13 protein-coding genes are annotated in these 12,286 nt (G+C 68.7%); 8 read left to right on the top strand and 5 right to left on the bottom strand.

Translation table 11 applies throughout. The features are described from left to right. The first annotated feature begins 35 nt into the window (after nt 1–35). Nucleotides 36–266 carry an Lrp/AsnC ligand binding domain-containing protein gene (locus EPL03_RS04105; RefSeq protein ID WP_135828052.1) on the top strand — a complete coding sequence of 77 codons (231 nt, stop codon included), beginning with the start codon at nt 36–38 and terminating at the stop codon, nt 264–266. 28 nt (nt 267–294) lie between these two features. On the opposite strand, the gene EPL03_RS04100 is transcribed toward EPL03_RS04105, so the two are convergent. Next, nucleotides 295–1,389: a thiamine pyrophosphate-dependent enzyme gene (locus tag EPL03_RS04100; RefSeq protein ID WP_135828051.1), complete on the bottom strand. Its 1,095-nt coding sequence runs from the start codon at nt 1,387–1,389 to the stop codon at nt 295–297. Nucleotides 1,390–1,832: 443 nt separating this feature from the next. Between EPL03_RS04100 and EPL03_RS04095 the strand changes: the two genes are divergently transcribed. The 4 genes from EPL03_RS04095 (at nt 1,833) to EPL03_RS04080 (ending at nt 5,766) form a co-directional block, all read left to right on the top strand. Then, nucleotides 1,833–2,762, top strand: coding sequence for an NAD-dependent epimerase/dehydratase family protein (locus EPL03_RS04095; RefSeq protein WP_135828050.1), 930 nt, complete (start codon nt 1,833–1,835; stop codon nt 2,760–2,762). 362 nt (nt 2,763–3,124) lie between these two features. Continuing rightward, nucleotides 3,125–3,679 (top strand): NfeD family protein, encoded by a 555-nt coding sequence (locus EPL03_RS04090; protein WP_135828049.1) that lies wholly within the window; start codon nt 3,125–3,127, stop codon nt 3,677–3,679. Nucleotides 3,680–3,779: 100 nt separating this feature from the next. After that, nucleotides 3,780–4,937, top strand: coding sequence for an SPFH domain-containing protein (locus EPL03_RS04085; RefSeq protein ID WP_135828048.1), 1,158 nt, complete (start codon nt 3,780–3,782; stop codon nt 4,935–4,937). 217 nt (nt 4,938–5,154) lie between these two features. Further along, complete coding sequence (locus EPL03_RS04080) at nt 5,155–5,766, top strand: winged helix-turn-helix transcriptional regulator (protein WP_135828047.1); 612 nt, start codon at nt 5,155–5,157, stop codon at nt 5,764–5,766. A gap of 12 nt (nt 5,767–5,778) precedes the next feature. Here the strand turns inward: EPL03_RS04080 and EPL03_RS04075 are convergent, their stop codons facing one another. Both EPL03_RS04075 and EPL03_RS04070 read right to left on the bottom strand, forming a co-directional pair. Next, nucleotides 5,779–6,288 carry a hypothetical protein gene (locus EPL03_RS04075; RefSeq protein ID WP_135828046.1) on the bottom strand — a complete coding sequence of 170 codons (510 nt, stop codon included), beginning with the start codon at nt 6,286–6,288 and terminating at the stop codon, nt 5,779–5,781. 149 nt (nt 6,289–6,437) lie between these two features. Continuing rightward, complete coding sequence (locus tag EPL03_RS04070; protein ID WP_135828045.1) at nt 6,438–6,680, bottom strand: DUF7123 family protein; 243 nt, start codon at nt 6,678–6,680, stop codon at nt 6,438–6,440. A 455-nt stretch (nt 6,681–7,135) separates the two neighbouring features. On the opposite strand from EPL03_RS04070, the gene EPL03_RS04065 reads away from it, so the two are divergent. Then, nucleotides 7,136–8,971, top strand: a complete 1,836-nt coding sequence (locus tag EPL03_RS04065; RefSeq protein WP_135828044.1) for a flippase-like domain-containing protein — start codon at nt 7,136–7,138, stop codon at nt 8,969–8,971. 81 nt (nt 8,972–9,052) lie between these two features. Continuing rightward, nucleotides 9,053–9,514 (top strand): SHOCT domain-containing protein, encoded by a 462-nt coding sequence (locus EPL03_RS04060; RefSeq protein WP_135828043.1) that lies wholly within the window; start codon nt 9,053–9,055, stop codon nt 9,512–9,514. Between the two features lie 42 nt (nt 9,515–9,556). On the opposite strand, the gene yjjX is transcribed toward EPL03_RS04060, so the two are convergent. Together yjjX and EPL03_RS04050 are read right to left on the bottom strand one after the other, a co-directional pair. Further along, nucleotides 9,557–10,078 carry an inosine/xanthosine triphosphatase gene (yjjX, locus tag EPL03_RS04055; RefSeq protein ID WP_135828042.1) on the bottom strand — a complete coding sequence of 174 codons (522 nt, stop codon included), beginning with the start codon at nt 10,076–10,078 and terminating at the stop codon, nt 9,557–9,559. Nucleotides 10,079–10,222: 144 nt separating this feature from the next. Next, the gene (locus EPL03_RS04050) at nt 10,223–11,026 is read right to left on the bottom strand and encodes a cobalamin-binding protein (protein ID WP_135828041.1); all 804 of its coding nucleotides are present in this window, start codon (nt 11,024–11,026) and stop codon (nt 10,223–10,225) included. Between the two features lie 262 nt (nt 11,027–11,288). Here EPL03_RS04050 and EPL03_RS04045 point away from each other — a divergent pair, with 262 nt between their 5' ends. Beyond that, nucleotides 11,289–12,257, top strand: coding sequence for a transcription initiation factor IIB (locus EPL03_RS04045; RefSeq protein WP_135828040.1), 969 nt, complete (start codon nt 11,289–11,291; stop codon nt 12,255–12,257). Nucleotides 12,258–12,286: the final 29 nt, after the last annotated feature.

Here is a 12,286-nt window from a genome sequence, read left to right as displayed (position 1 = left end):
GGTTTTTCTCGCGTGGTACGGAATCACACACAGCGATGGTCCACGCGTTCATCATGGTGAAGACCGCCGCCGGGCGCTCGGGCGACGTGCTGGCTGCGGTCCGGAGCCTCGACCGGGTGACGGAGGCCCACGTCGTCGCGGGCGAGTTCGACGTGGTCGCCGAGGCCGACGCCGAGGAGGTGTACGACGTGCTGCACGCCGCCTCCTCGGACGTCTCGGGGCTCGACGGCGTGGCCGACACCAAGACGTACATGGCTATCGACTGAGCGGCGGGGCGCACACCGTCCCGGCGCGTCAGTGGTCGAGTTCCTGTACCTCGCGGTCGGCTCGGAACGAGTCGAGCCACGCCTTCTGGTCGCGCAGTCGCGGCGGCAGGTCGGCGTAGACCCGGTCGAACACGTCGTGGGGGTCGCCCGGGTCGACCGACTCGGCGCGCTCGACCGCCTCGTCGAGTTGGGTCTCGACCTCCGCTTCGACTTCCGCGACGAACTCGTCGTCGAGGACGTCCTGCTCGCGGAGATACTCCTCGTACCGGTCGAGCGGGTCGGCGGTCCGCCAGTCGGGCAACTCGCGGCGCACCTCCTCGTACTGGCTCGGGTCGTCGCTGGTCGTGTGGGCACCCTGTCGGTAGGTCAGGCTCTCGACCAGCACGGGGTCGCCGTCTCGGGCCGAGTCGAGCGCTTCGGCGACCGTCTCCCGCACCGCGAGCGGGTCGTTGCCGTCGACCTGCACGCCCTCGAAGCCGTAGGCGTCGGCCTTCTGGGCGATGGTGTCGCTTGCGGTCTGGCGGTGGCGCGGCAGGCTGATGGCCCACTCGTTGTTCTCGCAGAAGAAGACGGTCGGGGCGTCGAACACGCCCGCGAAGTTCATGCCCTCGTGGAAGTCGCCCTCGCTGGTCGCGCCGTCACCGAAGTAACAGAGGGCGGCGGCGTTGTCCGGGGCGTCCGCGCCGTCGCTGGCTTTCTCACCGTCGCCTTTCACCTGTCGCTCGTAGTTCATCGCCATGCCGATGCCCGCCGCGTGGGGAATCTGGGTGGCGATGGGGACCGCCTGCGGGAGGGCTGGCACGTCGTGGCCCGAGTGGAACTCCGGGCGGCCCCGGCGGAACAGCAGGACGTCGCTCATCGGGACGCCGCGGGCTATCTGCATCGCGTTCGAGCGGTAGGTCGGAACCAGCCAGTCGTCGTCGGCCATCGCCAGCGCGGCCCCGACCTGCGAGCCCTCCTGGCCCCGGTAGGGCGGCCAACTGCTCATCCAGCCGCGTCGCTGGAGCGCGAGCGCTCGGTCGTCGAACGCCCGCGCCCGAACCAGTTCCCGGAAGGTGGCCCGCGCCTGTTCGGCCGAGAACGGCGTCTCCGAGAGGTCGCGGTCGCCGATGATGCGGTTCATGGCCCGGCGTAGTGGCGCTCCGCGCTTAGTGGTTCCGGAAAAAGGGGACGCGGCGTCGGTCGGAACGGTGACGCGGGCGAGAGCAGCCCGGTCGCCCGTCCCGACCCCCGACGCATTCGAGTACCATGACTGACCCCGGCGCGCGCTGGCGTTCACGTGACCACCACGGCGCGCGCTGGCGCGCTCTCTCGTGAGCGCGCCCAAGCGCGCGAGGGACGAGGACCACAGCGAAGCGAGGACCGCAGGAGGTTGGGGAGGTGTGAGGCCTACGGCTGTGGTACGGCGTGGTTGCGGTGCGGTTGCGGTGTCCCCTCGGCTCAATCGATAGCTATCCGCGCCGAACACTCTCACGCCGTCGGTGTCGTCGCCGAACACTCCGCGAAGCGATTCGAACGCCCTCCCGAACGTAAAGATATATCCGTAAATCGGCCGCTATCTCCCCCATGGAACTCTCCGGGAAGTCGGTGCTGGTCACCGGGGGTGCCGGGCTCATCGGCACCCACCTCACCGAGTCGCTGGTCGGGGCCAACGACGTGCTCGTCGCCGACGACTGCTCGAAGGGCAGACGCGAGTGGGTCCCCGAGGAGGCCACGTTCGTCGAGGCCGACCTCACCGACCCCGACGACGTGGCCGAGGTCGTGACCGGCGACCTCGACCTGGTCTTCCACCTCGCGGCGCTGTCGGACGTCAACCGGGGCGACCACCGCCGGGTGTTCGAGGCCAACAACCGGATGACGTACAACCTGCTCGAACGCATGGACGAGGTGGGCCTCTCGAAAGTGGCGTTCGCCTCCTCGTCGGCCGTCTACGGCGAGGCACCTCGCCCCACGCCCGAGGACTTCGGACCGCTCGAACCCGTCAGCACCTACGGTGCGAGCAAGCTGGCCGCCGAGGGACTGTTCACCACGTACGCCCACTCGCACGACTTCACGGCGTGGCTGTTCCGGTTCTCGAACGTTGTCGGTCCCCACCAGCGCAACAACGTCATCTCCGATTTCATCGAGAAGTTGCTCGACGACCCCACAGAACTCACCATCCTGGGCGACGGCCGCCAGGAGAAGTCCTACCTCCACGTCGAGGACTGCGTGGCCGGGATGGAACACGTGGTCGAACGCGCCGACGACCCCGCGAACGTCTACAATCTGGGCACGCGGACCACGGTCTCGGTCACGCGCATCGCCGAGATCGTCAGCGACGTGGTGGGGTGTGACCCCGCCTTCGAGTACACGGGTGGCGACCGGGGCTGGACCGGCGACGTACCCAAGATGGCCCTGTCGGTCGAGAAGGCCGCTGGGCTGGGCTGGTCGGCCGAGCGCGAGAGTACCGAGGCCGTTCGCACGGCGGCCGAACAGCTGTACGACGAACTGCGGTGATCGTCGCGTCACGCTTCGTGAGGCAACGACCGGGCGATACTCGGATAAGCGCGACCAACCACTGGGTGCGCTCGGCGAACCAACCCACGTCCCTGGTGGACTGAACGGGCGAGGCGCGCTCGCGGGCCGCAGGCCCGTGGTCGCCTCAGCGACCACTATTCGACGCAACCACGTCCGTCGAATATGTTGCTGAGCGACCGCGAGCGCGCCGAGGGCTTTCGGGGAAACGTCTGCAGTTCCAGCGTCGTCGGAGAGCGCGCCGAAGGCGTTCGAGACCGTATCGCTACGACGACTGACGTATCCGAACGCTGCTCTTCGACCGACTGCAAAACGTTAACCCGCGCGGCTCCCAAGACGATGGTATGGAACCGCTGCTGGACTCGCTCCCGATGCTGCTCCTCGTCGCCGGGGTCGGACTGTCCATCGCCGAGGCGCTGATCCCGGGCGCGCACTTCGTGGTCCTCGGCGTCGCGCTCACGCTGGCGGGGCTGGTCGGGCTGTTGCTCGGGCCGCTGGCGTCGCCGCTGTTGCTTGCGGCGCTGGTGTTGATCTTCGGGGCCGCCTCGCTGTACGCCTACCGCGAACTCGACCTCTACGGCGGGAAAGGCGTCGCGCGCACCAGCGACTCCGATTCGCTGAAGGGCAAGACCGGCGTCGTCACCGAGCGCGTCACGCCCCAGGACGGCGAGATAAAGCTCCACGAGGGCGGGTTCAACCCCCACTACGCCGCCCGGAGCGTCCGCGACGAGATTCCGGAGGGAACCGAGGTGATGGTGGTCGACCCGGGCGGGGGCAACGTCGTCACGGTCGAGTCGCTGGAGGCCATCGAGGACCCCATCGACCGCGAACTCCGGAAGGGTCGAGCCGCCGACCCCGACTCGGAGCGCGACCGCGAGACCGACACCGAGGGCGTCTGACCCATCACGACCCCGAGCAGCCGCTCGCTCGGCAGTTTTCGACGCGCCCGGAGCGACGGCGAGGGGAACGCTTAACACTACATCTTTCTAACACCCGCGTATGTTCGTCCCACTACAGGCGACAGTCGGCGGCTTCACCGCCGTCGCGCTACTGGTCCTCGCACTCGCGATCATCACCATCTGGCAGTCGGTGGAGATCGTCGACGCGACCGAGAAGCGCGCGCTCACCGTGTTCGGCGAGTACCGAAAGCTGCTCGAACCCGGTATCAACTTCGTCCCGCCGTTCGTGAGCGCGACCCATCGGTTCGACATGCGGACCCAGACCCTCGACGTCCCCCGGCAGGAGGCCATCACCCGGGACAACTCCCCGGTGACCGCCGACGCCGTCGTCTACATCAAGGTGATGGACGCCAAGAAGGCGTTCCTCGAGGTCGAGGACTACAAGCGAGCCGTCTCGAACCTGGCCCAGACCACCCTCCGGGCCGTGCTGGGAGACATGGAACTCGACGACACGCTCAACAAGCGCCAGCAGATAAACGCCAAAATCCGGAAGGAACTCGACGAGCCCACCGACGAGTGGGGCATCCGCGTCGAGAGCGTCGAGGTCCGGGAGGTCAACCCGAGCAAGGACGTCCAGCAGGCGATGGAGCAACAGACCTCCGCGGAGCGCAAGCGCCGCGCCATGATTCTGGAGGCGCAGGGCGAGCGCCGGAGCGCGATCGAGCAGGCCGAAGGTGACAAGCAGTCCAACATCATCCGGGCGCAGGGCGAGAAACAGAGCCAGATTCTGGAAGCCCAAGGTGACGCCGTCTCCACGGTTCTGCGCGCGAAGTCCGCCGAGTCGATGGGCGAGCGCGCCGTCATCGACAAGGGAATGGAGACGCTCGAATCCATCGGCCAGGGCGAGTCCACCACCTTCGTCCTCCCGCAGGAGCTCTCCTCGCTGGTCGGTCGATACGGCAAGCACCTCACCGGTAGCGACGTCCAGACGGACGGCGACCAGCTCGACAGCCTCGACTTCGACGAGGAGACTCGGGAACTCATCGGGCTGGACAACATCGAGGAGATTCTGGGCCAGATAGACGAGGAGGCCGAGATGGACGTCGAGGCCATGGAGCAGGAGGCCGAAGCCATCAAGCAGGGCGAGGACCCCGCCGACATCAAGAGCCCCGACGAGGTCATCCAGGAGATGGACGAGGACAGCATCGAGGACGTCGACACCGACGTCGACGCCGAACTGGAGACGGAAGTCGAGTAGTCGCGGTCGCCACCCGTCCTTTCCTCCAGGTCGTCGCGCCTTCCGAGCGGCGCGGTTCCCGACAGCGATTCCTGACCGACGTTCGAAACGACAGGAGCCGGTTCGGCGCGGGACCGACGCCACGGCCGGGCTACCGGCCGTTCGCGACTCCTCGGCCGCGTGACCGACTCGCGAGCCGAAGACGTTTTATTGTTCGACCACGACCCTTATCCTGTAGATGGTTGAGCGCCCCGACGTGGATGAAAATAAGCGGACGACGCTCCGCCGGTTCGCGGTCCTCGGGGCCGCGACGCCGCTGGCGTCGTTCGGAGCCAGCGCCGAGAGCGGCGAGAGCGAGGCCCGCGACGCCATCGCGGGCTACGTCGCCACCACGCCGGGCGCACACTTCTCGAAGGTCCGAGACGACCTCAAACTCGGAACCGGCGAGGCCCAGCACCACCTCCGCCAGTTGCTCGACGCCGACGTGGTCGAGAGCCGCCGGGACGGCGACTACCGCCGGTTCTACCCGGCCGAGCAGTTCTCGGCGTTCGAGCAGGTCGCGCTGGGCTACCTCCGCCGGGACACGCCACGGGGGATGCTGGTCGAGTTGCTTCGGGACCCCGACGCCACCGGCAGCGACCTCGCGGACGCGCTCGACGTCTCCCGACCGACCGTGAGCAAGTACGCCGCCAACCTCGAAGAGGTGGGCCTGCTCGACCGCGAGGACGGCTACGCGGTCCGCAAGCCCGAGACCGTCATCACGCTGGTCGTCCGATACGCCGACTCGCTGGGCGAGCGGGCGGCGACGTTCGCGGCCGAGGCCGACGACTTCATCTCGTTCGACCCGTGACTGTCCGCTCCGTCAGCCGTCGGTCTGGTTCGTTACGGTACTGAGGAATCGTCCAGCCTGCTCGTCCGAATCGAATTCGAGGACCTTCAGTCCGACCGACCGCCGGGCGAGACCACCGCCGTAGAGCTGTATCTCGACGCCGACGTCCTCGGCCTCGAACTCGTCGATTTCTCCGACTTCGACTTCCTCGAACGAGTCTTCGTCGGCGAATCGGTACTCGACCGTGTAGGTGCCCCTTTGCACGTCCCACTCGGCTTCCACGAGTCGGGCGGCGTCCATGGCGGCGTACGACGCCACCTCGTTTTCGTCGTCCCGAAAACCGGGGATGGCGTACTCGCCCTCGAACACCGCGTCGCCGTCGCGGCGGACGCGCAACTCGAACTGCTGTTCGCTGCCGCTTCCGTTGTGGATGCGGACGAACCAGAGGCGGTACTGCTGGCCCCGAAAGGGGAATTGGGTACAGCCCGAAGTGCCAACAACGCCGATTGTCCCTGCTAGCCGAAGAACTGATCGCCGCCGCATGATGCTGTTAGCCGTTTCCGGGCGGGGAGTACGTAAAGAATGGGGAGATTGGAGGGCGAACGACGGGAGCCTGTGGGCGGACTCGACCGCGGTGTGCGCCAGTAGTCGCCTGATTGTGGCTCGGTAATTGCCGATGACGTCGAGCGCGTTCAGGCCGTGACCTTCCACGTCGTCGACGACGAGTAACCCCACTTCTCGACGTCCACGTCGAACTCGCCCTCGGCGATGGCGGTCATGTTCGCGCCGACCTCCTTGGCGGTCATCCCGAGCTCGTCGCCGATGAGTCGGGACTTGAAGTACGTCTTCATCTGACCCTGCTCGCGGAGGTACCGCAGGATGCGCTGTTGCTTGTCGGTCAGCGTGGCCGTGCCGGCAGATGCGGTCGTGCTCATGACGTACCTTCGGATAGAACGGAGCCCTCCTTAGTGGATTTGGTACGGGAGGCTAACCCCACGCACTCGTGCATTTTCAGATTGAAATTAGTTGAACTAAACCACCCCAGACCGGGGTGTTGGTACGGCTGGTTAATCGGAGGTTTCGGGCTGGGTTCCGGACGTCGAGAGCGGTCCGCGAGCCGGCGGCCCGCGAGCGACGCTGGGTGCGACGCAGCGCGGACCGAGTTCGGAGCGGCCGGTTGCGCGCCGGGAAACAGCTCGTTACCGGACGTAACGACCGCGCGACTCGCGTCCACGACGGGTTTCGGCCCGGGGGCGCGCCGGGTCCGACCGGAGCGGGCAGCCGGCCCGCGCGAAACGGAGCGTACCGCCGCCCAAAGCCCGACCTACCCGGACGGAGCGTCTGGAACGGAGCAGAAGGTACTTAGGCGGCGGGACTGAGCTACTCGACAATGAGCGGCCGCGCAGTCGAGGTGAGCGTCGTCCTCCCGGCGTACAACGAGGAGGCGACCATCGAGAACACCGTGACGAAGACGCTCGACACGTTAGGGGAGTTCCTGCCGGCGGGTGCGTTCGAGGTCATCGTGGCCGAGGACGGTTGCGACGACCGCACGCCCGAGATCGCCGACCGGATGGCGGCCGAGGACGACCGTGTCCGGCACTTCCACAGCGACGAGCGACTCGGACGCGGCGGGGCCCTGAACCGGGCGTTCGAGGCCGCCGACGGCGAGACGCTGGTGTACTTCGACACCGACCTCGCCACCGACATGAAGCATCTGAGCGAACTGGTCGAGAGCGTCCGGTCGGGCGAGTACGACTTCGCGACCGGCTCGCGGTGGATGCCCGGCGAGGAGGCCGACCGCCCGGCCAAGCGCGACCTGGCGAGCCGGGGGTTCAACGGCCTGACCAGACTCTTCCTCGGGTCGGACCTGCGCGACCACCAGTGCGGGTTCAAAGCGTTCGACCGGACCGCACTGTTCGACGTGCTCGACGACGTGGGCGACGAACACTGGTTCTGGGACACCGAGGTACTGGTCCGGGCCCAGCGCCGGGGGTACGACGTCAGGGAGTTCGCGGTCGACTGGACGCCCAAGGGCGACTCGAAGGTCGACATCGTGCGGGACGTGTTCGGGATGGGGAGCCAGATAGTCCGGTGCTGGTGGGAGTTCTCGGTTCAGCCCCGAATCACCCGCCGGGTGTCCATCCTGGCCGGAATCGTACTCACCGTCGTCGCGGTCGCGCTGATGGGCCAGTACCTCCCGCTGGGCGAGGTGCTCGAACAGATGAGCGCGGCCGACCCCGGCCTCGTGGCGGCGGCCGCGGTGGTCTACGTGCTGTCGTGGCCCCTCCGGGGCGCGCGCTACCGGGACATCCTCGAAGAGCTGGAGTACACCGAGAGCGCGAACTTCCTGACCGGCGCGATATTCATCAGCCAGACCGGCAACCTCGTGTTCCCGGCCCGCGCGGGCGACGCGGTCCGGGCCTACGTCGTGAAGGCCCGCCGCGCGATTCCGTACCCGACGGGGTTCGCGTCGCTGGCGGTCGAGCGCGTGTTCGACCTGCTGACAATCACGGTGCTGGCCGGGGTCGTACTCGTGGGGTTCGCGCTCACGGGCGCGACCGCCGGCCTGGAGTCGGTCCTGGTCGGCTCCTCGCCGGCCGGCGGCCAGGTGGGCGACAGCGGACAGACCGCCCTCTACGTCGCGGGCGGCGTGGGGCTGGCGGCCATCCTTGCCGTGGCGGTCATCGTCGCGAGCGCGCGCTCGGACCGCAACTACGTCCGGGCGGTCGTCTCGCGGGTCAGCAACGACTCGTACGCCGACTACGTGGCGAGCGTGATCGAGCGGTTCACCGGCGACGTCCAGACGGTCGCGAGCGACCGGGCCGCGTTTGCGAGGGTCGGCGCGACCAGTCTGGTCATCTGGTCGCTCGACGTGGTGACCGCGCTGCTCGTGCTGACCGCGTTCCCGACGGTCTCGCTCCCGCTCCCGACGCTGGTCGCCGTGTGTTTCTTCGCGGTCAGCGTGGGCAACCTCGCGAAGGTCCTGCCGCTGTCGCCAGGCGGCATCGGCCTCTACGAGGGCGCGTTCACGCTCCTCGTCATCGGGCTGACGCCCATCTCCGGGACGGTCGCGCTCGGCGCGGCCATCCTCGACCACGCCGTCAAGAACGTGGTCACGCTGGTCGGCGGCGTGGCCTCGATGCTCCTGTTGAACGTCTCGCTCACCACGGCGGTCGAGGAGAGCACGGAGGCCCGGACCGGGGCCGACCCCGCGGCCGACGACTGAGCCCTCGTCCGGGTCCCGACGCCGGCCGAGTCGCCCGGCGAGTGCGAAATGGTTATTGGGCTACTATTGCTACCCACTCGCATGGCAGACGAGTCGACGGAGGCCGACGACCTCGTCGGCGCGCTCACGGCGGTCGTCGCGGTCGCGACCCTCCCGGTCGGCACGCTCGCGCTGTTGTTCGCGAGCGTCGAAGTGGCGATAGTCGTGTTCGTCGTGGGATGGTTCCTGCTCACGCCGCTCGTCCCCATCGTCGGCGAGGAACTCCTGCCCGCGCTCGGCGGCTCGTCGGACGGGGGCGATTCGAGCGCCGAGCCGGCCGACCCGCTGGCCGAGCTCAGGAGCCGGTACGCCCGGGCCGAGATCGGCGACGCGGAGTTCGAACGGCAGGTCGAGAAGCTGCTCGCGACCGAGGAAATCGAGGTCGACCCCGACGCCGTCTTCGACGCGGGAGCGACCCCGAACGTCGACTCGGGGGTCGATGCCGGCGCGAACTCGGACGCCGAGACGCCGGCGAATCGAGACGCCGAGTACGATAGGGAGTGACGAGCCCAGTCCGGACGCGGAGGTCGGCGGTCGACCGGCCGCTCACTCGTAGCGGTCGGTGACGAACGGCCCGAGCGCTCCGGCGACCGCCTGCGCGAGCGCGCGCTCGCGGTCGACGATGCCGCCGGTGAGCGCGCCCGCAGCGCCCTGCTTCTCGGCCACGTCGTCGATTCCCAGCACGTCGTCCATCACGGGGCCGAGTTCCTCGCCGGCCCGGACGCGGGTGGCGACGGCGTCGGGCAGGCGGAGTCGGGGGCCAGCGCCCCGGCCCAGTCGGTCGCCGTCGGTCACGGCCGCCCACATCGTCAGGAAGAGCCCGTCGGCCGCTTCGACCTCGGCGACGCCGCCCTCCAGTCCGGCCCCGAGGTCGTATTCGCCCGCGTCGAGGACGTTCCGGGCGCGGTTCTCGGCCCCGGCGGCTGTCTCGCGCTCGCCGACCGGCTGTTCGCTCACGCCCGAGTCGACCGCGACCGGCTCGACGACGGGAGCGTCGGCTATCGCGGAGAGGGCCGACTCGGTCGCGCTCAGCTTGACCGGATTCGTACTGCCGACGCCGACTCGCATGAGCGCGTGGAGACGCGGAGCGGACTTGGCGGTTACGCTCTTGGACGCCCGAGACGGTCGATGGAGACGTAGGGTTCCGAACGCCGCCGGCCGGTCGCGGTCGCCGTGGGGGGGTCCGTCGGTCGTGGAGGCGAGTCCGGGCGTTCAGCGCTCGCCGATTCGTGAGTCCTCGAACGCCCGGTCGGGCGAGTACGCGTCGAGCGCCTCGGGGTGGAACAGCGCGGCGAGCGTCTCGATGCCGTCCACGAGCCTCGGACTGGGCTGGTTGAGCAGCGAGTCGTCGATGACGTGGACGTTCCCCTCGGCCATCGCCGGGAGCGACCAGTCGCGCTCGTCGAGCACGTCCGGGTCGGCCCCCGCGCCGTGGCCGCAGACGTGGAGCACGACGTGGTCGGGTGCGGTCGCCTCGACCTCCGCGACCGACACCTCGCGCGAGCGCTCGCCCGGGTCGACCAGCGGGTAGCGCCCGCCGGCGGCCCGGACCGCCTCGGGTACCCAGTTACCGGCGGCCATCGGCGGGTCCGACCACTCCTCGCAGTAGACGACCGGCCGGTCGTCGTCGGGCGTGAGCCGGCCGACCCTGTCGAGGCGGTTGCGCGCGCGGTCGGCCAGCGCCCGGCCCGTCTCGGTGAGGCCGACCGCCGCGCCGACCTCGGCGAACGAGTCGACGACCTCCTCGAGGGTCGCGGGGGCGGCGTGGACCACCTCGTGGCCGCGTTCCCGGAGCTGTTCGACCACCTCGGCCTGCAGGTCGTCGGCGGTCAACACGAGGTCCGGGTCGCGGTCGGCCACCGCCTCGAAGTCGGGGTTGAGCCACCCGCCGACGGGCGGACAGTCGGCCTCGCAGTGGTGGGTCCGGCCGACGAGTCGGTCCTCCGCGCCGAGCGCCTGCAGAACCTCGGTCGCGCTCGGCGCGAGCGAGACGACGCGCTCGATGTCGGCGTCCATCGCCGGGGCGTTCACACCCCGGCGAGTTAAATCGTCCGCTCGGCGCGTGAAACGCGAACGCGCGTGGTTAAAGTGTTTCCCTCACCCGAAGTTGGGCCGGCGTCTCGCCCGTGCGTGACACCCGTTCACGCGACCAGTCGAAGTAAATTCCGAAACTATTAAATACCTTTCGGATGAACACATGTTCAAGAACTTAGGTCCGGGTTTTCCAGGTTCTCCCTGCCCGGTAGCCTTCGCCATCAGCGGCAACGAGGAATCCAACATGTCAGACGTACGCACCAGGATGGAGCGAACCGAGGAAGAGAGCGTCGAACGAGAGGACGACGAGGAACTGACCGCGTGTCCGGAGTGCAGCGGGAACCTCATCTCCGACACGGAACACGGCGAGACGGTCTGTGCGGAGTGTGGCCTCGTGGTCGACGAGGACCAGGTCGACCGCGGCCCGGAGTGGCGGGCGTTCGACTCCAAGGAGAAAAACGAGAAGAGCCGGGTGGGCGCGCCGACCACGAACACGATGCACGACAAGGGGTTGTCGACCAACATCGACTGGCGCGACAAGGACGCGTACGGCAACTCGCTGGGCGCGCGCCAGCGCGAGAAGATGCAGCGCCTGCGCAAGTGGAACGAGCGGTTCAGGACCCGCGACAGCAAGGAGCGCAACCTCAAGCAGGCGCTCGGCGAAATCGACCGCATGGCCTCCGCGCTCGGCCTCCCCGACAACGTTCGGGAGACCGCCAGCGTCATCTACCGCCGCGCCCTCGACGAGGACCTCCTCCCCGGCCGCTCCATCGAGGGCGTCTCGACGGCCTGCGTCTACGCCGCCGCCCGACAGGCGGGCGTGCCCCGGAGCCTCGACGAGATCGCCGACGTGAGCCGGGTCGAGAAGAGCGAGGTCGCCCGGACCTACCGCTACGTGGTCCGCGAGCTGAATCTGGAGGTCCGGCCGGCCGACCCCGAGAGCTACGTCCCCCGGTTCGCGTCGGGACTCGACCTCTCGGACGAGGCCGAACACCGCGCCCGCGAACTGCTCCAGACCGCCAAAGAGCAGGGCGTCCACTCGGGCAAGTCGCCCGTGGGGCTGGCGGCCGCCGCCGTCTACGCCGCCGCCCTGCTCACGAACGAGAAGACCACGCAGGCCGAGGTCAGCGAGGTCGCCGACATCAGCGAGGTCACCATCCGCAACCGCTACCACGAACTCCTCGAAGCCGAAGAGGCCCCCGCGATGGCCTGAGCCGAACGTTCTTTTACTAGTAAGAACGC

This window comes from Halorussus halobius, assembly GCF_004765805.1.
In the GTDB taxonomy this organism is placed as follows: Archaea; Halobacteriota; Halobacteria; order Halobacteriales; family Haladaptataceae; genus Halorussus; species Halorussus halobius.
Note: the sequence above shows the minus strand (reverse complement) of the source record. Positions and strands in the feature narration are given on the sequence as shown.